26 protein-coding genes are annotated in these 21343 nt (G+C 65.5%); 14 read left to right on the plus strand and 12 right to left on the minus strand.

Going from position 1 to position 21343, the window contains the following annotated elements; translation table 11 throughout:
• The first annotated feature begins 135 nt into the window (after window positions 1-135).
• The gene (locus tag BS38_RS0122010) at window positions 136-483 is read left to right on the plus strand and encodes a hypothetical protein (RefSeq protein ID WP_028272716.1); all 348 of its coding nucleotides are present in this window, start codon (window positions 136-138) and stop codon (window positions 481-483) included.
• A gap of 60 nt (window positions 484-543) precedes the next feature.
• Here BS38_RS0122010 and BS38_RS26585 read toward each other — a convergent pair whose 3' ends face one another.
• On the minus strand, window positions 544-1164 hold the full coding sequence (locus BS38_RS26585) for a DUF998 domain-containing protein (RefSeq protein ID WP_231511401.1): 621 nt from the start codon (window positions 1162-1164) through the stop codon (window positions 544-546).
• A 121-nt stretch (window positions 1165-1285) separates the two neighbouring features.
• On the minus strand, window positions 1286-2032 hold the full coding sequence (locus BS38_RS0122020; RefSeq protein WP_028272717.1) for an aquaporin: 747 nt from the start codon (window positions 2030-2032) through the stop codon (window positions 1286-1288).
• Between the two features lie 46 nt (window positions 2033-2078).
• On the opposite strand from BS38_RS0122020, the gene BS38_RS0122025 reads away from it, so the two are divergent.
• The 3 genes from BS38_RS0122025 (at window position 2079) to BS38_RS26050 (ending at window position 4842) form a co-directional block, all read left to right on the plus strand.
• Complete coding sequence (locus BS38_RS0122025; protein ID WP_028272718.1) at window positions 2079-2753, plus strand: arsenate reductase/protein-tyrosine-phosphatase family protein; 675 nt, start codon at window positions 2079-2081, stop codon at window positions 2751-2753.
• Between the two features lie 56 nt (window positions 2754-2809).
• Window positions 2810-3223 carry an arsenate reductase ArsC gene (locus BS38_RS0122030; protein ID WP_028272719.1) on the plus strand — a complete coding sequence of 138 codons (414 nt, stop codon included), beginning with the start codon at window positions 2810-2812 and terminating at the stop codon, window positions 3221-3223.
• Between the two features lie 125 nt (window positions 3224-3348).
• Complete coding sequence (locus tag BS38_RS26050) at window positions 3349-4842, plus strand: CYTH and CHAD domain-containing protein (RefSeq protein ID WP_197025014.1); 1494 nt, start codon at window positions 3349-3351, stop codon at window positions 4840-4842.
• On the opposite strand, the gene BS38_RS26055 is transcribed toward BS38_RS26050, so the two are convergent.
• Both BS38_RS26055 and BS38_RS0122050 read right to left on the minus strand, forming a co-directional pair.
• Window positions 4836-5066 (minus strand): three-helix bundle dimerization domain-containing protein, encoded by a 231-nt coding sequence (locus tag BS38_RS26055; protein WP_051629093.1) that lies wholly within the window; start codon window positions 5064-5066, stop codon window positions 4836-4838. The genes BS38_RS26050 and BS38_RS26055 overlap by 7 nt on opposite strands.
• A 130-nt stretch (window positions 5067-5196) precedes the next feature.
• Complete coding sequence (locus BS38_RS0122050) at window positions 5197-5463, minus strand: hypothetical protein (protein ID WP_028272720.1); 267 nt, start codon at window positions 5461-5463, stop codon at window positions 5197-5199.
• 306 nt (window positions 5464-5769) lie between these two features.
• Between BS38_RS0122050 and BS38_RS26590 the strand changes: the two genes are divergently transcribed.
• Complete coding sequence (locus BS38_RS26590; RefSeq protein WP_051629094.1) at window positions 5770-6399, plus strand: GNAT family N-acetyltransferase; 630 nt, start codon at window positions 5770-5772, stop codon at window positions 6397-6399.
• A 68-nt stretch (window positions 6400-6467) separates the two neighbouring features.
• Here the strand turns inward: BS38_RS26590 and BS38_RS0122060 are convergent, their stop codons facing one another.
• On the minus strand, window positions 6468-7451 hold the full coding sequence (locus BS38_RS0122060) for an AraC family transcriptional regulator (protein WP_028272721.1): 984 nt from the start codon (window positions 7449-7451) through the stop codon (window positions 6468-6470).
• Window positions 7452-7533: 82 nt separating this feature from the next.
• On the opposite strand from BS38_RS0122060, the gene BS38_RS27755 reads away from it, so the two are divergent.
• The 3 genes from BS38_RS27755 to BS38_RS0122075 all read left to right on the plus strand — a co-directional run bounded on the left by BS38_RS27755 (window position 7534) and on the right by BS38_RS0122075 (window position 9001).
• Window positions 7534-8052 carry a hypothetical protein gene (locus BS38_RS27755; RefSeq protein WP_231511402.1) on the plus strand — a complete coding sequence of 173 codons (519 nt, stop codon included), beginning with the start codon at window positions 7534-7536 and terminating at the stop codon, window positions 8050-8052.
• The gene (locus BS38_RS0122070; protein ID WP_231511405.1) at window positions 8049-8510 is read left to right on the plus strand and encodes an anthrone oxygenase family protein; all 462 of its coding nucleotides are present in this window, start codon (window positions 8049-8051) and stop codon (window positions 8508-8510) included. Before BS38_RS27755 ends, BS38_RS0122070 begins: the two co-directional genes overlap by 4 nt.
• 95 nt (window positions 8511-8605) lie before the next feature.
• Window positions 8606-9001 carry a VOC family protein gene (locus BS38_RS0122075; protein ID WP_028272724.1) on the plus strand — a complete coding sequence of 132 codons (396 nt, stop codon included), beginning with the start codon at window positions 8606-8608 and terminating at the stop codon, window positions 8999-9001.
• A 122-nt stretch (window positions 9002-9123) separates the two neighbouring features.
• Here BS38_RS0122075 and BS38_RS0122080 read toward each other — a convergent pair whose 3' ends face one another.
• Together BS38_RS0122080 and arfB are read right to left on the minus strand one after the other, a co-directional pair.
• Window positions 9124-9444, minus strand: coding sequence for a histone-like nucleoid-structuring protein Lsr2 (locus tag BS38_RS0122080; protein ID WP_028272725.1), 321 nt, complete (start codon window positions 9442-9444; stop codon window positions 9124-9126).
• Between the two features lie 157 nt (window positions 9445-9601).
• Window positions 9602-10024, minus strand: a complete 423-nt coding sequence (gene arfB, locus BS38_RS0122085) for an alternative ribosome rescue aminoacyl-tRNA hydrolase ArfB (protein ID WP_028272726.1) — start codon at window positions 10022-10024, stop codon at window positions 9602-9604.
• Between the two features lie 179 nt (window positions 10025-10203).
• On the opposite strand from arfB, the gene BS38_RS27290 reads away from it, so the two are divergent.
• Window positions 10204-10359 carry a hypothetical protein gene (locus BS38_RS27290; protein ID WP_156037221.1) on the plus strand — a complete coding sequence of 52 codons (156 nt, stop codon included), beginning with the start codon at window positions 10204-10206 and terminating at the stop codon, window positions 10357-10359.
• Window positions 10360-10418: 59 nt separating this feature from the next.
• On the opposite strand, the gene BS38_RS0122095 is transcribed toward BS38_RS27290, so the two are convergent.
• The 3 genes from BS38_RS0122095 to BS38_RS0122105 form a co-directional block, all read right to left on the minus strand.
• Window positions 10419-12398, minus strand: a complete 1980-nt coding sequence (locus BS38_RS0122095; protein WP_028272727.1) for an APC family permease — start codon at window positions 12396-12398, stop codon at window positions 10419-10421.
• A gap of 157 nt (window positions 12399-12555) precedes the next feature.
• Entirely contained in the window at window positions 12556-13185 is a 630-nt protein-coding gene (locus BS38_RS0122100; protein ID WP_028272728.1) for an alpha/beta hydrolase, read from the minus strand.
• A gap of 287 nt (window positions 13186-13472) precedes the next feature.
• Window positions 13473-14063 (minus strand): helix-turn-helix domain-containing protein, encoded by a 591-nt coding sequence (locus tag BS38_RS0122105; RefSeq protein ID WP_028272729.1) that lies wholly within the window; start codon window positions 14061-14063, stop codon window positions 13473-13475.
• Window positions 14064-14160: 97 nt separating this feature from the next.
• Between BS38_RS0122105 and BS38_RS0122110 the strand changes: the two genes are divergently transcribed.
• Entirely contained in the window at window positions 14161-14802 is a 642-nt protein-coding gene (locus BS38_RS0122110) for a class I SAM-dependent methyltransferase (protein WP_028272730.1), read from the plus strand.
• A gap of 61 nt (window positions 14803-14863) precedes the next feature.
• Here the strand turns inward: BS38_RS0122110 and BS38_RS26900 are convergent, their stop codons facing one another.
• Both BS38_RS26900 and BS38_RS0122120 read right to left on the minus strand, forming a co-directional pair.
• Window positions 14864-15034 (minus strand): hypothetical protein, encoded by a 171-nt coding sequence (locus BS38_RS26900; protein ID WP_231511407.1) that lies wholly within the window; start codon window positions 15032-15034, stop codon window positions 14864-14866.
• Window positions 15035-15047: 13 nt separating this feature from the next.
• Complete coding sequence (locus BS38_RS0122120; RefSeq protein ID WP_043439673.1) at window positions 15048-15719, minus strand: MSMEG_4193 family putative phosphomutase; 672 nt, start codon at window positions 15717-15719, stop codon at window positions 15048-15050.
• Between the two features lie 94 nt (window positions 15720-15813).
• Between BS38_RS0122120 and BS38_RS0122125 the strand changes: the two genes are divergently transcribed.
• From BS38_RS0122125 to BS38_RS0122140, 4 genes are all read left to right on the plus strand, one after another.
• On the plus strand, window positions 15814-17202 hold the full coding sequence (locus BS38_RS0122125; protein WP_028272732.1) for a sigma 54-interacting transcriptional regulator: 1389 nt from the start codon (window positions 15814-15816) through the stop codon (window positions 17200-17202).
• Window positions 17203-17217: 15 nt separating this feature from the next.
• A complete protein-coding gene (locus BS38_RS0122130; RefSeq protein ID WP_028272733.1) occupies window positions 17218-19221 on the plus strand; it encodes a vWA domain-containing protein in 2004 nt (667 codons plus the stop codon).
• Between the two features lie 78 nt (window positions 19222-19299).
• Window positions 19300-19965 carry a GntR family transcriptional regulator gene (locus BS38_RS0122135; protein WP_028272734.1) on the plus strand — a complete coding sequence of 222 codons (666 nt, stop codon included), beginning with the start codon at window positions 19300-19302 and terminating at the stop codon, window positions 19963-19965.
• Window positions 19962-21140, plus strand: coding sequence for an MFS transporter (locus BS38_RS0122140; RefSeq protein WP_028272735.1), 1179 nt, complete (start codon window positions 19962-19964; stop codon window positions 21138-21140). Before BS38_RS0122135 ends, BS38_RS0122140 begins: the two co-directional genes overlap by 4 nt.
• The last annotated feature ends 203 nt before the right edge of the window (window positions 21141-21343 follow it).

Raw genomic sequence — 21343 nt, forward strand, 5'->3', positions numbered from 1 at the left:
GCCTCCTGTCCGTCGCGTGTGGATTTAGCCTACTTGGAAGCAGCGTCAATTGAGGCTGGTGAATAGTCTCGGAACGGAGTGAATAATTCGAGCTCCGGTTGCGTTCCACAGGTTACTGACAGGAAGAAGGACGTAATGCCCACCCCCAAACATGCCGAACTCGCTGACGCCCGTGACCGTGCCCTTGAAGTGCGGGCGCTCTATGAAATTCTTGAGCGGCGCCTGAACGGAAAGGTCTGGTCGGACCACGAGCTCATGCTGGGGTTCTCGAACGACGTCGGGTACATCGGCAGGCTCCTTCTCGCTCACGAAGGCACCTGGGGCATTGACGGTGACCCCGCCGCGGAGCTTGAACATAAGCTTTCGGAATCGCTCTGGTGGATCTTCGTTCTTGCTGATCGTCTCGGCATCGACATGACCGGTGCCTTCAACAAGACGATGGACACGATCCAGGCCGGCCTTGAAGGCGCCGTGGAGGGCTGAATGCCGGTTGGCCTGGGCGCACAGCTGCCTGTGCAGTACGCCTAGGGCGGCGCCATACGCCTAGGGCGGCGACCGGCGGGCGGGCGCCGTGGTCCGGTAGTGGCTGCGCAGTCGGTATGCCACCGTGAAGATCCACGCCATCAGCGCAATGAGCAGGACGCGCTGCACCAGGCCTTTCCACTCGAACAGTCCGCTCCCGACCTGCTGGCTGATCTTGAGCACCACAATCCCGACGGTAAGGACGACGCCGGTAGCCAGCGTCCATCCCGACAGTGGGCGCCAGAACGGATCATGGCGAAAGCGCCGGTAGAAAACGAAGCAACTGATCGGCGCGAACGTGAAGACAATGGCGCCGAAGACTCCGTGCACGACCCCTTGGATGCTGGATTGGCCGAACATCGCCGAGGGGTCGGTGGTGAACGGTCCCGACGCTATCAGGCTGACGCCGATGCCCTGTATCAGCGCGGGGCCGGTTCGGGACGCGGCGCCCGTGCTGAAGTGCGCAGAGAGGCCGACGCCGAACGCCAGGATCAAGGCGCCGGTCAGTACGAAATTGAGGATCTGAACCCAGCCATAGGGGCCAAGCGACAGCTCGCTGACGAACATCCGAGTCGGGGAGTATCCAGGGTACAACCACCCGTAGACGGTGAAGACGGACACGAATAGGAATGCACCGATCATTCCGGCTGCGGCGGACCGTCTGATGCGCCGTTCTGCGTCCGCCGTCGGACCCGGAGCCGTCCTGAAGATCACAAGGGAAGCCTAGTACGCCAGGAACCTGGCCGTACTTGGGAGCGGCCCTTTACGAGCCGGCTCGCGCGGATGCGTGCGGCAGGACGACGTCGTCCGCGGTGTTGGCCGCGGAGGGGTAGAAGACAACGAGGAGGCCAAGGCCGATTGCCGCGCCGATAAGCTGCGCCACGATGAAGCCGGGAACGGATGCCGGTGCGATACCGGCGAACGTGTCACTGAAGATGCGCCCGACTGTCACGGCCGGGTTGGCAAACGACGTCGACGACGTGAACCAGTACGCGGCGCCGATGTAGGCGCCCACCGCCGGTGCGGCAAGTGCGCCCCTTTTAGTCGCCGCCAGGGCGAAGATCAGCAGGATCAGCCCGGCGGTCGCCACGACTTCACCCAGCAAGTGCCCCGGGGTAGCCCGCTCCTTGGCGGACAAAGACGTGCCCACCTCAAACATTGCGTTCGCGAGCACACTGCCGCTGACCGCACCCACAGTCTGTGCCACGACATAGGTGCCGAGCTCCGGCAGGGTCAAACCGGTGCCGCCGCGCCGGCCCAGGACCCAGTCGGCAAGGGAGACGGCAGGATTGAAATGCGCACCGCTTACGGGCCCAAGCACCAGGATCAGCACGGTCAGGCCCAGCACAGTGGCGGTGCTGTTCTGGAGCAGCTGCAGGCCAACGTCGCCGGGGGAGAGTTGCTGTGCGGCGATCCCGGAGCCGACGACGATCGTCACGAGCAGGCCGGTGCCGAGTAGTTCGGCCACGGCGCGGCGCCAGAGCTGCGGCTGGTTGGAAGTCTTGGTCATACCCAACAGCTTGACCGAAAGATTTAACTCAGTCAAAATTGAATCAATGAGTATTGAGGGAAAAAGCCCGTTTCAGGCGAGGGTAACCAAGTATGCGGCCCTGGCCGATCCGGCGCGCCTGCGCATCGTCGATCTTCTGACCCTGGGGGACTTTGCTCCGATGGAACTGCAGGCCGAACTGGGGATTCCCTCGAATCTGCTGTCCCATCATCTGCGCACACTGGAAGTGGCCGGGCTGACCACCCGCCACCGGTCCGAAGCTGACCGGCGACGCAGCTACGTTCGGCTTGCGGCCGGCGCCCTGGAGGGCCTGGTGCCAGCGGCTGAACATGGAGCACGCCGGGTTCTTTTCGTCTGCACACGCAACAGCGCCCGGTCACAGCTGGCCGCCGCGCTCTGGCAGCATGTCAGCGAAATCCCCTCGGCATCGGCAGGAACACACCCTGCGGACCGCATAGCCGAAGGCGCCATCGAGGTCGCCCGTCGTCATGGCTTGGATCTCGCAGACCACACCCCGCGCAGCCTGGACCTGGTGGCGGGGGAGGGAGATTTCGTCGTCACGGTCTGCGACACCGCCCATGAGGAACTGACCGGCCTTCACGGTGTCCACTGGTCAGTGAGGGATCCGCTTCGCCTGGGCACCGACGAGGCGTTCGAAAATGCCTTCGCGGACTTAGCCCGCCGCGTCAACGATCTGGCACCTCGCGTGCGTGCCGCCTGATTACTACGAAAAATCATCAATCCATGGCTGAACGAAACTACTTCAGGAGAAACCCCGTGAGCACCGAAACCGCCAAGAAGCCCTCCGTCCTCTTTGTCTGCGTCCACAACGCCGGGCGCTCCCAGATGGCCGCCGCATTCCTCACCACCCTGGCCAAGGGTGATATCGAGGTCCGCTCCGCCGGGTCCCAGCCCGCTGACAAGGTTAACCCTGCCGCCGTCGAAGCAATGGCGGAACTCGGCATCGACATGTCTGCCGAAATCCCCAAGATCCTCACTACCGAGGCCGTGAAGGAATCCGATGTGGTGATCACCATGGGCTGCGGCGACGAATGCCCGTACTTCCCCGGCAAGCGCTATGAAGACTGGGTCCTCGAAGATCCTGCGGGCCAGGGCGTGGACGCCGTCCGCCCTATCCGCGACGAGATTAAGACCCGCATCGAGGGCCTGATCGCCTCGCTCCTGACATAACCGCCTGCTCCTCCTGTAAGCAGGGATCGCTTCCCCGGATTCGGCTCACAAGGGGGCCTTTAGGCACAACGCCAGGGCACAATCCCGGCCTACGATGAAGCATGCCCGCGACAGGGAAATTGGAAGTGGAACGAAAGTTCGACGTCGGAGCCTCCGTTGCGCTGCCGGCATTGACGACGATCGCCGGAGTGGACCGCGTAGGAACGCCATCGGATCAGAATCTCGACGCAGTGTATTTCGACACCGCGACGCTAGCGCTTGCGGCCCGCGGGATTACCTTGCGCCGTCGTACGGGCGGGAAGGATGCCGGATGGCATCTGAAGCTGCCGGTGGCCGCGGGCGAACGGCGCGAAATCAACGAGCCGCTGAACAAGGACCCGGACTGCGTACCGGCACGGTTGAAGGACCTGGTGCTGGCCCATACCCGAAACCAGGAACTGGTTGCGGTGGCGCACCTGACAACCCGCCGTACGGCTATTCCCCTGATTGCAGCCGACGGAACCGTCCTGGCCGAATTCAGCGATGACCGGGTGGAATCCCGGATCCTCCTGGAACCGGTTGACAAGGCCGCCTGGCGGGAATGGGAGATCGAACTGATCGACGGGCACCGGAAACTACTGGAGGCCGCAGATGTGGTGCTCGCCCGCGCCGGCCACCTGCCTGCGGAGCTGCCCTCGAAGCTGGCACGGGCGCTTGGTGCCCGATATCCGGCTGGCACCGGCCCGGCGCCCGAGCCTCCGCGCACTGGCGACGCGTCAGCGGTGTTGCTTTGGTACATGAATGCACAGGTCGAGGCCCTGAAGACGCACGACCCCGGGGTGCGGGAGGGGGCGCCGGACGCCGTACACCAGCTCCGCGTGGCAGCACGCCGGATGCGGTCCGTGCTCGTAAGCTTCCGCAAGCTGACGGATAAGGGGACCACGCAGTTTCTGCGTGGAGAACTCAAATGGCTGGCCGGGGCGGTGGGCGCGGCACGGGATCTGGAGGTCATGCGGACCCATTTGAACGACCTGATCAGCGCCGAACGGCCGGATCTGATCAGTGGCCCTGTGAAGCAACACATCGACGACCAGCTTGGGGCCGCCCATGAGGCTGCCCTCGCCGAAGGCCTCGCCGCCATGACGGGCGACCGGTACTTTCGGCTTCTTGATGCCCTGGATGACTTCCTCGCCTATCCGCCGCTGGGCGGACCTGCCGACAAGAAGGCCCCGGGGACGATAGCCCGGCTGGTCAATGCAGATAGGAAGCGTCTACGGCGTGCTGTGAAAGGCCTCAAAGAAATACCGGATGACGCGTCACCCGACGCTGCGCTGCATGAGGTCCGGAAGAGCGCGAAACGCCTCCGCTACGCAGCCGAAGCAGCCCTGCCAATTTTCAGAAAACGGGCTTCCAGGCTCGCCCGTACCGCTGAAGAAATCCAGACAATTCTGGGTGACCATCAGGACAGTGTCGTCATCCGGGAGAAGTTGCAGTCACTGGCCGCCGAGTCCGGGGAGGGCGGCAACGCAAACGCATTCACATATGGCCGTCTCCACGCGCTGGAACAACTACGCGGCGCCGAAGCCCGCAAACGGTTCTTCCGGGTATGGCGTAAATCCCCGCCCAAGCCGCTTCACTGAAACGGACCCGGTTGAGACGGCTCGGGGGCGAATTCTCGATGAAGCCGCGCCCTGGCCTCATGCTCGATGAGGGTAGGGATGAAGCTCCTGATTCGCCCGCCCGCCAGCGACTCGTACTCTTCGTCGACGATACGCGCGATGTGCGTCCGCTCCGCTTCCGGAAAGCGCGCTGACAGACGGTCCACGACCGAACGGACTATGGCTTCTTTTTCCGCTTCGCTCACTCCGCCAGTGTCGCCCCGGGGCGGAACGGGCGTCAACCAATCCCGCGGAGATGACGGGGCACGCCGGTGAGTTCCGGTTGCCCGGTGGATCATTTGCGGCGCGGTGCCGGGGCGGCGCTCAAAAAGGCAGTCAGGCGTCTGCCCCGGCGGCGCCTTCCAGCGTGGACGGGGCAAAGATGGCTGCGGCGACGTCGTCGCGGAGGTAGTACTGACGTCGTTCCAGCGGCTCCAGGCTGCCGCGGACAATATAGTAGCCGCGGCCTTCGCCGGGTCCGCCGGCGGCACGGTCAATGGCATCCAGCATGTCCGGTTCCAGCACTTGGCTCGGGCCACGCTCCTGGAGTTCCGCCAGTTCGTCAGGCCGGAGGGAGTTGATAAGCCCCTGAATATCTGTCATTGTCCGCATCCCAGCCGGCACCGCTGGACCATAGTGTGGTTCCCCCGCGGGCGTGTCCGGGGGTGCCTTGACCGGTTGCGTCCACCCCGATTGTAGGACCCCGCGATCGGCCCTGCCAGACCTTGTTTTCGTGGAACAGACGAGCTATGCGTTCCGCGCGGCCGGCAATGTGGGCCTCTGTTATGCGGGGGTGAGCGGCCGCAAAGCGGGTCCCCGGACTTGCTCACCGAAAGATCGCCCTGCGTTCATTCGGCGTTCGTCCTCGTCCCGGATGCTGTCCGGACGATCCCTCATGGAAAGGTCACAATGACGCTTCGCCTGCCCCGCGCCCTGCCGACTTTACGCACCGTCACAGGCCGCTTTGCGCTGTCACCGTTCGGCGCCGGCGACATCCAGGCGCTGGCCCATATCCTCGCTAATGACGATATCTGGGCCACGGGGTTCGGCGATGGGCACCGCCGTCCACTAACGCACGACGAGACGGTCCGCTTCATCAGCCGGCGCCATGAAGGGCTCCGGATCTTTGCGGTGCACTACACTGGCCTGCCCGGCGGTCCGCTCCTCATCGGCACCACCGGCGTTACGGAAACCCACGCCCCGACGGAGCGCGTAAAGATCGGCAGGACCATCATCAGCCCGGCGTTCTGGGGCATGAAAGCCAACCTTGAGGTCAAGCTGGCGCTGCTCGACTGGGTGTTTTCCCACGGCGCAGGGCGCGTCGAATGCGATGTGGATCCTCGAAACCACAGGTCCATTTCGTCCCTCCGACGGTTCGGGTTCACTGTCGAAGGCACCCGCAGGCGTTCCTCGCAGCGGATTGACGGATCTTGGCGGGACATCGTCGTGCTGTCGTTGCTTACGGAGGAGTGGTCCGCGACCAGGGCCAGGGCGGCCCGTGCCCTGGCAGAATTGCACGTTGCGCCGCTGACGCTCTGATCATCCGGTGCGTCTGCGGACTGAACTGCCGCCAGATGCACAGCGCCCGTAGAAACACCGCGAAAAGCCTAGGTCTTAGCTTCGTTTGTCAGCGTGCCGCTCGCCTGCATTTTGGGCGCGTGGGGTGATCGCCGGTAGCCCGTCGGACTGGTGCCGTAGACCCTGGAGAAGGCGGCGCTGAAGGTGAAGGCGTTGCTATACCCCACCTCTTCTGCGATGACGGCGGTGGTGGCAGTGCTGGAGGCCAGCCTGTCGGCGGCAAGGGCCAGACGCCATTGAGTGAGGTACGCCATCGGCGGCTGCCCGACTGCGGTGTGGAAGCGGGCGGCCATGGTGGCGCGGGAAACGTGTGCCCGCCGGGCGAGCTCGGCAACGGTCCAAGGTGCCGACGGTAGCTCGTGGAGGAGAGCCAGCGCGCGGGCAACAACTGGGTCGCGGGTGCCCGCTGCCCAGCCTGGGGCTATGCCGTCGGCGCGATCTGCAGCGACGCGCACCAGGTGCAGCAGTAAGAGGTCAAGGACCCGGTCCAAGGCGGCCGCCTGCCCTAACCCGAAGTGGGTGAGTTCGCGTTCGAGTACCTTGAGGAGTGCCGGATCGGTGTCGTGTTCATCGAAGACAGCAAAGACGGGCAGGCCTGAGGCGACCAGTTGCCCGACCGCTGCCGACGACTGGTACGTGCCGATCAACAGGACGGTTTGCCCGCTGGGGCTGTTACCCCAGGTTCGTAGCCCGTGCGACATCGTGAGCTCCAGATGCTCTCCTGCGGGCGTCCGGCAGGATTGTCCGGCGTCAATCACCACCGTCGGCGCCCGGCCGGGCTTGTCGGTGACGCTGTAAGGGGCCGGGCCGCGGACAGTGGCCGCCTGCCCGGGGCGAAGGGGGCAGGGTTCGCCTCCTTCGACGGCGATCCATGCCTGCCCGCTGATCGCGATGATCACGGTCAACGCGGCCCTGTCTTGAACGTCGATGCAAAAGGGCGGATCCATAACAACGCGGAGGGCGAACGCGGCCTGCGCCCGCGGCCCGGTGAGGAACTGTGACATGGGATCCATACCTGACACAATAGACGATTGCTTATGCTTTATGGATCATGGAGCATTCATCGTCCAGGCAGGGCCGGGCAGGCTGACTGGTATGACTCAACAAAGCCTCGCTCCCATTCTTGTCACCGGCGGAACCGGCCGTACCGGCGGCCGGCAGGCCCGCCGTCTCCTTGACCGCCGTATACCGGGGATAGACGGTTCCCGCCGCGAGGGGGCTCCCTTTTATTGGCACGATTCCGGCACCTGGCCTCGGGCACTCGACGGCGCTAGTGCCGCATACCTCTGCTACAGCCCGGATCTTGCTCTTCCGGGGGCGTCCTTGGTGATCGCCCGTTTCGTTGAAAGCGCCGCCGAAGCGGGCGTCCAGCGGTTGGTGCTGCTGTCCGGACGCGGCGAAGACGGGGCAAGGGCGGCAGAGCGTTCCGTGCAGGGTCCCCGTCTGCTCACCCTCAACGATGTTGCCGCCGAATTGTCGGCAGCGACAGGGAGGCGGATCGAATTCTTGCCTTGCAGTGGAGGCGAATTTGGGACAGATCTGGCCAATGACGGTGTTCCCGGGACCGCCGGCACCGGCATGTGGGCCGCGCCCGCGAAAGCGGTTCTCCGGTGAACGGCTGGCTGTCCTTGGTCGCCGGGACCGGCTCCGCAGTTGCGGGCGGGTTCTACCTCGCCTTCTCCACCGTGGTGATGCCCGCCCTTCGAAGGCGCCCGGCGAAGGAATCCATCGCGACGATGGTCTTCATCAACCACATGGCTGTGCGGCCACCGTTCATGATCGTGTTCTTCGGCACTGCGGCGGCCTGCGCGGCGGTCGCCGTTGTCGCCGCCGCGGACCCGCTGACGAGGTCACCCATCCAAGTCGCCGGTGCAGCGGCCTATCTGGCAGGGTGGGCGTCCACCATGGTGGTGAACGTGCCATTGAACAACCAGCTGGCCAATGCCGTAGGCGATCAGCCAGGCCAGCAGTGGACCACCTACGAGCAATCCTGGACTCCGGCCAACCACCTTCGCGCCGCCCTCTCCTTCGCTGGCGCGGCCGGGCTGCTTGCCTCCGTGCCACATCCCTGAACGATCGGCGCCATGGCCAAGAACGCTCGCCCAGCGACCGACGGTCGCCCGTGGCGGGCGGTCGCTGGGTTCCGGGCGGCGGTAGTCTAGGGCGCATGGAGATGCGCCTTGAAGTTGTTCAGGTCCCGGTAGCCGATGTCGACAGGTCGAAAACGTTCTATACGGAGAAGCTTGGTTTTGTCCTCGACCACGACGTTGAGTACATCCCCGGAATGAGGGTGGTCCAGCTGACCCCGCCGGGTTCGGCCGTTTCCATCGTGATAGGTACGGGGATGACCAGCATGACGCCCGGCAGCCTCGAAGGGTTGCAGCTCGTCGTGCCGGAGCTGGGTACTGTGCGCACGGAACTTCTGCGCCGCGGCGCCGATGTCAGTGAAATTCAAGACATGGGCGGCGTGCAGTTTGCCTACTTCGGGGACCCGGACGGAAACCGCTGGGTCATTCAGGGCGCCACGCCCCAGGACGTCAGGGATGCCCACCTGGATGGGTAACTAAACAGAATCAGGACCGGACGCCGATTAGTGGCCTCCGGTCCTGATTGTCCCTATTCATTGTGTTAGGTCTCAGGCCAGCCATTGTGACGTCCGTGGGAACGGCACCGGCCGGGGTCCCTTTAGTGCGCTGCTGCGTAGCGCTCCATCACATCAGCCTGAATACGGCCCCGGGCATTCACGGGGATGCTGTTTTCAATAGCCCACGCGCGGACAGCCTTGGCGTCTTTGAGGCCGGTGCCGGGTCGTCGCGCCGGCCTGGCGCGTCCTGTGGTCTTTCTCGCGACGGCGGTGTACTTATTCAATGCCTCACGCAGTTCGGCGGCGTGGACGTTATTGAGATCAATCTCATATTCGGCAGCATCGATGGAAAAAATGATTGTTTCATTCGCTTCGGAACCGTCGAGATCGTCTTCAAGCGTGGTTATTACTCGTTTTGCCATGCCGGTTAGGTTATCACTCGTCATTGATAATAAATCCGGTATCAATATTGCTTAATTCACGAAATGCCGTGATTGCCTGAAGTAATTCAACGCTGAATAGGCTGCTGTGAATATGCTCCTGCTCCCCGCTGAGGGGGACACCTTCGGGGCAGGGGCGCTACTCGAGGGTCGGCCGCCGTCGTTGCTGTTTTGTCGCCGAACGCTGTTCTTTTGCGGCAAGGCGCCGACGATTGGAACCGCGTGTGGGTCTGGTCGCCCGGCGGGGAGCAGCTTCGGGGGCAAGGGCGCTTGCCAGGATGTCGGAAAGTTTGGCCAGGGCGATCTCCCGGTTGCGCAACTGGGACCGCTGCTCGGAGGCGGTTACCGTGACTACCCCGGCGATGAGCCGCCGTGCGAGCCGCGTGACCAGTATCATGCGTTGGTCGTCCGAAAGCGCCGCAGAGTTCTTGACGTTCCACGAGAGTTCGACGCGGCTGTCCGAGGTGTTGACGTGTTGGCCGCCCGGGCCGGACGAGCGGGAGAACCGCCAGCGGAGTTCAGACGCGGGAATTGTGAGCGCGGGCGACACCTCCAGATCCATGCAACAAGCGTTGCACAAGCCGGGCGTGATCGAAGCCTCGACGTCGGGCTGCCTGGTCCGATGCGACTCGCAGGCGATGCCGAACTCGCTTTTGTTGTCCGCCAGGGGCAGGAGACAGACTGGTCTTTCTGGTTATAGGCTTGGGTCAAAGTTCGTTGCAGCCGGGGAGGGAGATTCTCATGACGGTCAACCGTGTGGATGACCAGCCGGTTCTGCGGGAGCCGAAGGAGGGCGACCGCACGTGGGTCAGCCACCGCCCCACAGCGGACGGCCCGGTCAGCGGTCATTGGCTGGTCTACAGTGCGGAGACCGGCTTCTGGCACTCCGAAGCCTGAACGTGGCGGGACGCTGCCGGCCCGGCCGATCCTGACCTCCATGGTTGCGGGTAAGCCCGTTACCCCACGTGGATGCGCGGCCGGCGGGCGGGATCCGGTTCGTGCTTCCGGATGATCTCCCGCACAACCGGTGGAGTGTCGCCGCGGCCCAGGAGCAGGTAGCGCATCAGGTGGGCGAGCGGGTTGCCTTCGGACCATTCAAAGTACGCGTGCGGGATGACGCCGGCAGTGTCCCGGAGGGCCAGGAGGATCGCAGCGATGGCGTTGGGGGCTGCAGGACTTTCGACCCGCAGGATGCGGTGTCCGTCCACTTCGACGCCGTGCACGTCCAGGGTCCCGCCGAAGTTGGAGGGGTCGATGATGTCGATTTCAAGGAAGATGACGTCTGCAGTCCCGGGGACAGCGTTCTGGCCCCGTTGTTCGTATTCCTTTTCGGAGTATTCCCGGTTGTCACCGGTCTGGCGGCGGTTGGCGATCAGGTTCAGGGCGCCGTCGTAGTCCAGGGAATCGGCGATGAAGCGGCGGGTGTTCTCGTCAAATCTGATCAGGTCGGCACGCAGCTCCGTGGTCCGCGCGACACGGGAAACCAGCGAGATGGCGATGATGCCCAGGATAAAAAAGGCCGAGATGGTCAGGCCATCGGGCTTCTCGATGACGTTAGCGGCCAGCGCGTAGAGCAGTATCAGGGACAGCAGGGCAAAGCCTGCCCCGGCCCGTCGGTTGCCCCGGCTGAAGGCGGAGATGGTGACGGCGATGGATCCTGAGACCATCATGGCCAGGATGCCTGTGGCGTAGGCGCCGGCCTGGGCGTTGACGTCTGCGTTGAAGCCGATGGTTATGAGGATGCTGACCGCCGTGTAGACGATGACCACGGGTCGGACCGCGCGTCCCCATTCGGGGGCCATGCCGTAGGCGGGGAGGTAGCGCGGGACGATGTTGATCAGGCCGGCCATGGCCGAGGCGCCGGCAAACCACAGAATCAGGATGCTGCTGATGTCATAGACCGTGCCGAAGCCGTTTCCCAGTTGCTGGTGGGCCAGGTAGGCCAGGGCTCGTCCGCTGGCCTCGCCCCCGGGCTCGAATTCCTTGGCCGGGATCAGGGCCGTGGTGACGAAACTGCTGCCCAGGAGGTAGACGCTCATGATGGCAGCGGCCGCTGTGAGCAGTTTGCGGGTGTTCCGCACCCTGGCGGTGAGTCGTTCCTCGGCGGTCCTGCCCTCGGCGGCCACCAACGGCATCATGCTGACGCCTGTTTCGAACCCGGACAGGCCGAGGACCAGCAGCGGGAAGGCAATGACGGCAGGGCCCACAATGTCCCCGAAGCCGCCGCGTGCCGACAGGTCCCCGGTCCACGCGGACAGGGCTTCGGGATCGCTGATGACGGTGGCCACGCCGGTGATGATGACCACGGCATTGAGGAACAGGAATAATGCCACCAGCGGAATGGCCACCACAACGGCCTCGCTGAAACCCAGCAGGAACACACCGCCCAGTATCAGCAGGAGGACCACGGTAATGAGGACGGCCTGTCCATCGAGGAAATCCGGGAGATAGGGGTTTTCGAGCATGTGCACAGTGGCATCGGCCGAGGAAAGCGTGATGGTGATGATCCAGGAAGTTGCCACGAATCCCAGGAGGACCAGGACGAAAATCTTCCCCCGCCAGAACGGCAGGAGGCTTTCCAGCATGGCAACCGACCCTTGTCCGTGCGGGCTTTCGCGGGCCACCCTGCGGTACATCGGCAGCATCCCCAGAAGCGTGAGGGCAACGATCAGCAGGGTGGCCAGCGGCGACAGCGCGCCGGCGGCAAGCGCGGCGATGGCAGGCAGGTACGACAGCGTGGAGAAGTAGTCAACGCCGGTCAGGCACATGACCTTCCACCATGCCTGGGGAGTGGTGTGGTCTTCGGGGCTCTCCGGGCCGATCACCGGCTGGACCTGGTGCTTGAGCAGCCACCGCCCCAGAGCGTTTCCCGTATCGGTCGGTTGTCCCGGCCGGCGGACTTCCGCGGGAATGATCTGGCGGTCTGTACCGCTCATTTGCGTCTCCTAGGCTCGGCCGGCGCAGCACATTGACCTGCACCCATACTTCGGCGATTCAACCTATTCCGGGACGGGAGGGAAAGGGCGGTTTTGTCCGATTCCTTTACGCTTTCTTAACGCCGGCGGCGCCAACGCACTCAGGCAGGCCGGCAGCCTATGGCTCCTGCACTTCTTCGATCCAGCGTGCCAGCGCCTTGACGTCGTCAAGGCCTATGTTGTGGCCGCCCGGGGATCGTACGCCCACTGTCTTTGCGCCTGACTCGTCGGCTAGGTAGCCCCAGGTGTGCTCCAGCAGTTCGGCCGGTATGACTGAGTCGGCGTCGCCGTGGGCAACGAACATGGGAACGTCCTGCAGCCGGCCCGGCGTGGTGGGCACTCCGGCGTCGAAAGGCAGGGTTCCGCGAAGGATTGCCGCGCCCGCGAAGCGTTTCGGATCGTCGAGGACCAGGCCTCCGGCGAAGGCTGCGCCGCCGCTGAAGCCCACGAGGATCACTGGCCGCGGAGCAGGCGCGATAGTTTCCAGCCACTCCTTGAACCATGCCATGGTCTCGGCCAGGGATTCGGCTACGGGGCGGCCGATGCCGCGGTTGGCGAACCAGGCAAACCCTGGGCCTTCCGCCAGCGGTGCCCGCACCGCTGCGTAACTCGGACCGATAGGAAGGTGGTCGGCCAAGGTGATGATGTCCGTTTCGCGCGACCCGCGCCCGTGCAGCAGGATCACAAGGGCCTTGCCGGCATCGTCCGGCGAATGCCATGCAGTGGTCGGGTCAGGCAGCTTGCTCAAGCTACTGCCCCGGTGAGGTCGATGAGCGGTAAGGCGGGTTTGCTGAAGTCGAGGGGACGGGTGTCCATGGTGGCTCCTGTTTCGCTACTGATGCGATCCACAAAAGGATTGCTTTACGCTTCAACTAAGCCCATTCCGTGTTCTATTCCCGTGTTCTATTCACGCGGCTTTCAGCCGTCGGGTGCACTAAGGAAGGCTCGGGTCCAGATCGTGGGCGCGGTGCGGGACCGCCAGCGGAACATGGACCGGGGCAACGACTTCTTCAACCCCTAAGCCGGCGGGTTGTGTCACCTTCCCAGATGGGGTGCTGCGCGGACGTGCGTGCGTTGGCCTTGCTTTCCGATGAGGCTGAGGAATTCGACGGGACCGGCGCCTGTGGCGCCGAACCAGTGCGGGGTGCGGGTGTCGAACTCCGCGGCCTCACCGGGTTTGAGGATGAGGTCGTGTTCGCCGAGAACAAGGCGCAAGGTGCCGTCGAGCACGTAAACCCAGTCGTATCCGTCGTGGGTCCGTAGCTGCGGGTCCTGTTCATCCTTGCCTGCCGGGAGGATGAATTTGTAGGCCTGGATGCCGCCTGGCCGGCGAGTCAATGGCAGGATCGTCGACCCGTCTGCGCTGGCGACGGGCCGCAAATTAACGCGGGGGTCCCCGGTCGGTGGCGCGTCGACGAGCTCGTCCAGTGTCACCCCGTGGACGCGGGCCAGCGGCAGCAACTGCTCGAGAGTGGGTCGCCTCAGGCCTGCTTCGAGCCGGGAGAGCGTGCTGGCGGAGATCCCTGTCTGTTCCGCCAGGTCCGCGAGCGTTACGTCCCGGCGGAGCCGGAGGCGCTTGAGCCGGGGTCCGACAGCGTTGAGGGTGTGGTCTACGTCGCGGGTCATGCCCCGATTTTGCCATTTGGCAATGTTGCTTGCACCTTCGCCGCCTTGTTGGGCACGATCGACGGTAAAGCTTGTATCAAATCGAAAGGGATTCGGCGTGGACCAGACGGCACATACGTTCGGCAAGGGCTATTGGGAGAGACACTGGGAACAGGTCCACGATGCTGCGCCTGGAGGCTTGGGCGCGGGCAGCCCGAACCCGTATCTCGCACAAGAAACGGACGGCCTGACGCCGGGTACGGCGCTGGACGCCGGATGCGGGACGGGGGCGGAAGCCATCTGGCTGGCATCTCGCGGATGGAAGGTCACTGGAGCCGATATTTCCGCCGCTGCCCTCACCCACGCAGCCGCGAGCGCAGCCAAGCAGACCGTGGCCACCGGGGTGACCTGGGTCGAGGCGGACCTGACCATCTGGGAACCGGGAGGCCTTTTTGACCTTGTGACCACCAATTACGCCCACCCCGCGATGCCGCAGCTGGCGTTCTACCGGCGTATCGCGGACTGGGTCGCGCCGGGAGGCACGCTGTTGATCGTCGGGCACCTGCACGACCCCTCCTCACCGGGACACGGAAACCTCTCTCCCGCCGAGGCCACCGTCACGCTCGCGGACATCACCGGGGGCCTCGACCCTGCCATGTGGAGCCTGGACAGTGCCCGGGTGCAGACGCGCACAGTCGACGGACCCGGGGGCCACGGCGCGTCCCTGCGCGACGTCGTTGTCCGGGCCACCCGGCAGTAAACCCGCCTGAGACCGCGTCCAGGTAATCCGCGGCCTCGGGCAGTGGCAATAGCGGGGCCGCCTACACAAGCGGCCACGGGTAGCGTTCCCCGGCTTCGGGCTTGTAGACCGCATACGCCGAGTCGTCCCCGGAGGAAGCCCGGACGAAGAACGCCGCGTTGCTGCCCCGGGGGATGCGTCCCAGCATCTCGACGCGGCCGCCGGTGAGCAGTGTCAGTTCCCGTCCGGACACCGTCTGCTCCCGTTCACCGCGCCCTCAGCCCGTTCAAGGGTTCCAGCGTCGAATTCACCATGAGGACGGCAGGGGGCCGGCCCTCGCCGTAGGAAATGACCGTGACCGAGCCCGGGCTGATGACGATCCGCTGGAAGTGGTCCAGCTGTGTACCGAAGGCGTGGGCCACGGCCGCTTTGATCGGGTCGGCATGCGAGAAGCACACGACGACGCCCCCGGCGTGGGCGGAACGCAGCACCTCAAGTGCTCCGACCATCCGCTCCTGCATCTCCGCGAAGCTCTCCCCGTCGGGGAAACGGAACGTTGACGGACTCTGCTGTACGGTCTGCCATTCCGGCAGGACCGCCAGTTCGGCGAGCGCGGCGCCGGTCCACTCGCCGAAGTCGCACTCGATCAGGCCGGCGTCCTGGTTCACGTCACGCCCGGTGGAGGCTGCCGTGGGCTCTGCAGTTTCGCGCGTGCGCTCCAGGGGGGAGGAGTAGATGGCGTCGACGGCAAGACCCGCGAGCCGTTCCGCGACCCTTACTGCCTGGGCGCGGCCGCGCTCGGAAAGATGCAGCCCCGGTGCCCGTCCCGGCAGTACCGTACCCGTCGTCGGCGTCTCTCCGTGGCGCACCAGAAGCACGAGGGTGCCCGCCGGTCCCGGGGATGGCGCGGGCGGTGCCGAAGCCGTTGCTGCAGTCATCAAAATCCAGCGTAGGCCGTGGCACGGACCCGCGGGTGAAAAACCGGGGGAAATTCCCTCGATTCCCCGCACGGTGGAGGTCTACGGTAGAGAGGTGACTGATCGTCCCGATATCTTCACCGTTGGCGAACTGCATGCCGCCGGCCACGTCCATAAGGACTTGCGCCACGAGATCCGCGGCAACCTTCTCGCCGCGCTCGCCGCCGGCCGTGATCCGTGGCCGGGGATGTACGGTTTCAGCCGGACCGTCCTTCCCCAGCTTGAGCGCGCTTTGATCGCCGGGCACGACGTCGTCCTGCTGGGTGAGCGGGGACAGGGCAAGACGCGTCTCCTGCGAACCCTGGTCGGGCTGCTTGACGAGTGGTCGCCGGTGATCGAGGGCTCGGAACTGAACGAACACCCCTTCGAACCGATCACGGAACACTCCCGCGCCCGTGTGCTCACCGAAGGGGACCGGCTGCGTGTTGCCTGGCGCCACCGCTCGGAACGGTACGTCGAGAAGCTGGCCACACCGGATACTTCCGTTGCCGACCTCATCGGCGACGTCGACCCCATGCGCGTGGCTGAAGGCCGGCGGCTGGGGGATCCCGAAACCATCCACTACGGCCTCGTTCCGCGCTCCAACCGCGGCATCATCGCCATCAACGAACTGCCCGACCTCGCCGAACGGATCCAGGTCGCAATGCTGAACGTGATGGAGGAACGCGACATCCAGATCCGCGGCTATGTGCTGCGGCTGCCCCTCGACGTGCTCGTCGTCGCGTCAGCCAACCCTGAGGACTACACCAACCGCGGCCGGATCATCACGCCCCTGAAGGACCGCTTCGGCGCCGAGATCCGCACGCACTACCCGATAGAGCTCGACGACGAGGTGTCCGTCATCCGGCAGGAGGGGCGGCTGGTGGCCGATGTCCCGCCCGTCATCCTCGAAATCCTCGCCCGCTACACCCGTGCGCTGCGGCTATCCCCGGCCATCAACCAGACCTCCGGAGTTTCGGCACGGTTCGCCATCGCGGGCGCCGAAACCGTCGCCGCAGCAGCGCTGCGCCGGGCCAGCGTTCGCGGCGAGGACGAGGCAGTCGCGCGGATCATCGACCTCGAGCCCGCCGTCGAAGTCCTCACGGGCAAGATTGAATTCGAGTCCGGCGAAGAAGGGCGCGAACAAGCCGTCCTCGACCACCTCCTGCGCACTGCCACGGCGGAAGCCGTGCGGGCGCACTTCCACGGCATCGATCTCGGTCCGCTCGTGGCCGCGCTCGACGGTCACCGGACCGTGACCACGGGGGAGCATGTCACGGCGCGGGAGTTCCTTGAAAACCTGCCGTCCCTTGACTCGTCCGGGCTCTACGACGAGATCAGCGGGCGCCTCGAGGCCAGGAACGACGGGCAGCGCGCCGCCGCCATTGAACTTGCCCTGGAAGGGCTCTACCTCGCCCGGCGGATCTCGAAGGAGTCCGACGACGAGGAGACGATCTACGGCTAGGGGATAGGCGGCATCATGAACGCTCACAGCCGGTCAAGGTATGGCCGGTACAGGGGAGGACCCGACCCGCTCGCACCGCCGGTAGACCTGGCGGAGGCGCTCGACGCGATAGCCGAGGACGTCATGGCCGGTTACTCGCCCCGGCACGCCCTGCAGGAGTTCCTCCGGCGCGGCGGCCGCCACCGGGAAGGTCTGGACGACCTCGCCGGCCGCGTGCAACAGCGCCGGAAAGAACTCCTGAGCCGCCACCGCCTGGACGGCACCCTCAGCGAGGTCCAAAAGCTGCTCGCTACCGCAGTGCTGGAAGAGCGCAAGCAGCTGGCCCGTGACGCCATGATGGATAACACCGACCGCGCACTCAGGGAGATGCAGCTGCAGAACCTGCCCTCGTCAACGGCGGCAGCGGTCAACGAACTCGCCTCCTATGACTGGCAGTCGAGCACCGCACGGGAAGCCTTCGAGCGCATCAAGGACCTGCTGGGCCGTGAGGTCCTCGACCAGCGGTTCGCCGGCATGAAGCAGGCGCTCGAGAACGCCACAGATGCGGACCGCGCAGCTGTTGACGAGATGCTGCGGGACCTCAACGAACTGCTGGACAAGCACCGGCACGGCGAGGACACCGACGCGGACTTCCAGGAGTTCATGGCCCGGCACGGCCATTTCTTTCCGGAGAATCCGCAATCCGTCGAGGAGCTGATCGACGCACTGGCCCGGCGCGCCGCCGCGGCCCAGCGTCTCCTGCAATCCATGTCCCCGGAGAAGCGCGATGAGCTGATGCGCCTGTCTGCCCAGGCGTTCGGCTCACCCGAACTCATGGCCCAGCTCGATCAGCTCGACTCCAGCCTGCGCGCCCTGCGCCCGGGAGAAGACTGGAATGGCTCCGAACGCTTCGAGGGTCAGGAAGGGCTCGGGCTGGGCGATGGCACGGGCGTGCTTCAGGACATCGCCGAACTCGACGAGCTGGCCGAACAGCTTTCCCAGTCCTACAACGGATCTCGCCTTGATGACCTGGACCTGGACGCCCTGGCCCGCCAACTCGGTCAAAAGGCCGCAGTGTCGGCACGTACCCTCGCCGAAATCGAGCGGGCCATGCAGGACGGCGGCTACCTGCGGCGCGGCGCCGACGGCGACCTCCGGCTGTCCCCGCAGGCCATGAGACGGCTCGGCAAGTCACTGTTGCGGGACACCGCCAAGCAGCTGTCCGGCCGGCAGGGGCGCCGGGACACACGTGTCGCCGGGGCAGCCGGCGAGCAGACGGGATCCAGCCGGCCGTGGGAGTTCGGCGATGCCGGGCCGTGGGACGTGACACGCACCATGACAAACGGAATCCGCCGGACCGTGGCCGAGGGCGGCGACCCGGGCCGCGGATTACGGCTGGGACCGGGCGACATCGAGGTGACCGACACGGAGGCGCGCACGCAGGCCGCCGTCGTCCTCCTCGCCGACGTATCGTTTTCGATGGCCGCCGAGGGGCGGTGGGTGCCGATGAAGCGCACTGCACTCGCCCTGCACCATCTCGTCTCCACCCGGTTTCGCGGGGACCGGCTGCAGCTCATCACGTTCGGCCGCTACGCGCGGCCAATGGACATTGGCGAACTCACGGCCCTGGCGTCACGGCGGGAGCAGGGAACCAACCTGCATCACGGCTTGCTGCTGGCCAACCGCTTCTTCCGCCAGCATCCGTCAATGCAGCACGTCCTCCTCGTGGTGACCGACGGGGAGCCGACAGCGCATCTGTTGCCGGACGGGGACTCGTGGTTCGACTACCCGCCGGCCCCCGAGACCATCCGGGTCACGATTGCCGAACTCGACCGCCTTGGCCGCGCAGGGACCCAGGCCACGTTCTTCCGGCTGGGCGATGACCCGGGCCTCGAGCGGTTCGTCCAGCGCATGGCGCGCCGAATCGACGGCCGGGTGGTGGCGCCGGAAACCGGTGACCTCGGGGCTGCCGTTGTGGGGGAGTACCTCCGCGCTCATTTCCGCGGCCGTCCCTTCGACGACGCCGACTGGGCCTCATAGCCCAGAGTCCCGTTCCGCCGTCATCCAAGCCTTGTACTTGTATAGTTGTATACAAGTACGAAAAGGTGGAGGTTGTCAGTGGTCGAATCACAGTCCCGGAATACCGGAGCGCATCTGGTCTACGGAGAGCTGAAACGCCGGATCCTTAACCTGGAATTGAAGCCGGGTGAGCGGATCTACGAACCCGCAATGGCGACGGAGCTGCAGGTGAGCCGGACGCCGCTGCGGGAGGCGATCCGGCGGCTGATCTCGGAAAGCCTGCTGGAACAGCAACCCACAGGAGGCGTGCTCGTCCCGATCCTGGACGAACGAGCCATCGCCGAACTGTACGGCGTGCGCGCGGCACTGGAGTCCCTGATGGCCCGTGAGGCATGCGCCAAAGCGACGCCGGCCGACATCGCGAACCTGGAAGGGATCGTGGAACGCAATGCCGCCATGGTGAAGTTCGCCGACGAAGCCATGAGGTATGGAATGGCGCTGCACACCGCCATCGCGGACATCGCCGGAAATTCCTGGGCGCAGAGGTTTCATGACCAGGTGTCCAGCCAGATGGAACGCTACCGCCACTTCACCAACAGCACGCAGGAACGCCGCGACCAGGCTCTCGCCGAACACCGCATCCTGGTGGAGGCCCTCGCTTCGGGCAAACCGGAAGCAGCCGCCAGGATCGCTTTCGACCACGTCGCCGGCGCCCGGGACGCCGCGGTGCGCGCCGTCTCCGGCGCCGCCCCCGTCATCCCGTGATCGGTGAACTGGGCCGCCGTTCGGCGCTGGCACTTCTCCTTCATTCGACGCTGATCCAAGCCGTGACGTTCCTGGTCCGGCCGGCAACCACTTACCGGGCGCTGGAACTGGATGTGCCGGGATATGCCCTCGGCCTCCTCGCGGCCAGCTACGCTGTTTTTCCCTTGCTGCCGGCTGTCCCCACCGGCGCCCTCGTGGACCGGTTAGGCGAGCGGCGGCTGATGGTGACCGGATCCGCCGTCGTGCTTGGCTGTTCCGTCTTCCTGCTGTTCTGGGGGACAACAGTCCCGGCGTTGGTTATCGGCACGGCGCTGCTTGGCGCAGGCCAACTGGCGTGTGTGGTGGGGCAGCAGGCCGTCGTGGCGAACAATGCCGTGGCGTCAGGGCTTGATTCCGCCTTCGGATACCTGACCTTCGCGGCGTCTCTGGGGCAGGCGCTTGGCCCGCTGGCTATCTCCGTGGTGGGCGGTGCCTCTGTCCGCCCGGACACCCAGGCAATCTTCTTCCTCTCGGCCGGCATGAGCCTGGTTCTCTTCCTCACCACCTTCGTGATCTCGACGAAGGCCGCCGGCAGGAAGTCCGCCGTCACGGCAACGGGCAGCTCGCAGGGCAGTGTTGCCTCGCTGCTCAGGACGCCGGGGCTGGTCCGGGCGCTGGCAACGAGTGCCACGGTGCTGGCGGTGGTGGACCTGACGGTTGTCTACCTGCCGGCGCTCGGAACGGAGCGCGGCTTCAGTGCAGCCACGGTGGGCCTCATGCTCGCGGTGCGGGCCGTGTTCTCGATGGTTTCGAGGCTGGGGCTCGGACGCCTGTCCCGGAGGTTCGGCCGGGGGCGGCTCATGGTGTCAAGCCTGGCGCTCTCCACCGTCGCGCTGGGTGTCGCGGCGATTCCGATGCAGGAGTGGCTGCTCTTCGGGGTGATGGCCGGGCTGGGTCTGGGGCTGGGCATCGGCCAGCCGCTGACGATGTCCTGGCTTTCGGCCCAGGCCCCGGACGGCCAGCGCGGAAAGGCCCTGGCCCTGCGCCTTGCCGGGAACAGGGTGGGCCAGGTGGTCCTGCCCAGCGCCATCGGGGTTGTGGCGGCCGGGCTCGGGGCAGCCGGCGTCTTCCTGGCGTCCGCGGTTGTTGTGGGCGGAACGCTCCTGCTGGTCCGCGGCGTCCGCCTGGACGACTGACAGGAGCCCCGCCCAATCCCCGTTGGTTACTTTGTGCTTCGGGCGGTGAAGCCAGGTTGCGTTGCGCGTCGGTGCGTTTCGTTCCCGGTTGAACGGGGTGCGGGGCGGGTGGTTGGTTTGGGTGACCGGCCTTGAAAGGGATAGAACATGACCGAACATTTTGATCTCACCCCGCAGCGCCTGCGTCACGTGCTGGGCCATTT

The sequence above is a fragment of the Arthrobacter sp. UNC362MFTsu5.1 genome, from assembly GCF_000685965.1.
In the GTDB taxonomy this organism is placed as follows: domain Bacteria; phylum Actinomycetota; class Actinomycetes; order Actinomycetales; family Micrococcaceae; genus Arthrobacter.

What these genes read in the sequence shown, in the direction of transcription:
- BS38_RS0122010 (WP_028272716.1), top strand. Translation starts at nt 136, where the DNA reads ATGCCCACCCCCAAACATGCCGAACTCGCTGACGCCCGTGACCGTGCC.
- BS38_RS26585 (WP_231511401.1), bottom strand. Translation starts at nt 1,164, where the DNA reads ATGATCGGTGCATTCCTATTCGTGTCCGTCTTCACCGTCTACGGGTGG.
- BS38_RS0122020 (WP_028272717.1), bottom strand. Translation starts at nt 2,032, where the DNA reads ATGACCAAGACTTCCAACCAGCCGCAGCTCTGGCGCCGCGCCGTGGCC.
- BS38_RS0122025 (WP_028272718.1), top strand. Translation starts at nt 2,079, where the DNA reads ATGAGTATTGAGGGAAAAAGCCCGTTTCAGGCGAGGGTAACCAAGTAT.
- BS38_RS0122050 (WP_028272720.1), bottom strand. Translation starts at nt 5,463, where the DNA reads ATGACAGATATTCAGGGGCTTATCAACTCCCTCCGGCCTGACGAACTG.
- BS38_RS26590 (WP_051629094.1), top strand. Translation starts at nt 5,770, where the DNA reads ATGACGCTTCGCCTGCCCCGCGCCCTGCCGACTTTACGCACCGTCACA.
- BS38_RS0122060 (WP_028272721.1), bottom strand. Translation starts at nt 7,451, where the DNA reads ATGGATCCCATGTCACAGTTCCTCACCGGGCCGCGGGCGCAGGCCGCG.
- BS38_RS27755 (WP_231511402.1), top strand. Translation starts at nt 7,534, where the DNA reads ATGACTCAACAAAGCCTCGCTCCCATTCTTGTCACCGGCGGAACCGGC.
- BS38_RS0122075 (WP_028272724.1), top strand. Translation starts at nt 8,606, where the DNA reads ATGGAGATGCGCCTTGAAGTTGTTCAGGTCCCGGTAGCCGATGTCGAC.
- BS38_RS0122080 (WP_028272725.1), bottom strand. Translation starts at nt 9,444, where the DNA reads ATGGCAAAACGAGTAATAACCACGCTTGAAGACGATCTCGACGGTTCC.
- arfB (WP_028272726.1), bottom strand. Translation starts at nt 10,024, where the DNA reads ATGGATCTGGAGGTGTCGCCCGCGCTCACAATTCCCGCGTCTGAACTC.
- BS38_RS27290 (WP_156037221.1), top strand. Translation starts at nt 10,204, where the DNA reads ATGACGGTCAACCGTGTGGATGACCAGCCGGTTCTGCGGGAGCCGAAG.
- BS38_RS0122095 (WP_028272727.1), bottom strand. Translation starts at nt 12,398, where the DNA reads ATGAGCGGTACAGACCGCCAGATCATTCCCGCGGAAGTCCGCCGGCCG.
- BS38_RS0122105 (WP_028272729.1), bottom strand. Translation starts at nt 14,063, where the DNA reads ATGACCCGCGACGTAGACCACACCCTCAACGCTGTCGGACCCCGGCTC.
- BS38_RS0122120 (WP_043439673.1), bottom strand. Translation starts at nt 15,719, where the DNA reads ATGACTGCAGCAACGGCTTCGGCACCGCCCGCGCCATCCCCGGGACCG.
- BS38_RS0122130 (WP_028272733.1), top strand. Translation starts at nt 17,218, where the DNA reads ATGAACGCTCACAGCCGGTCAAGGTATGGCCGGTACAGGGGAGGACCC.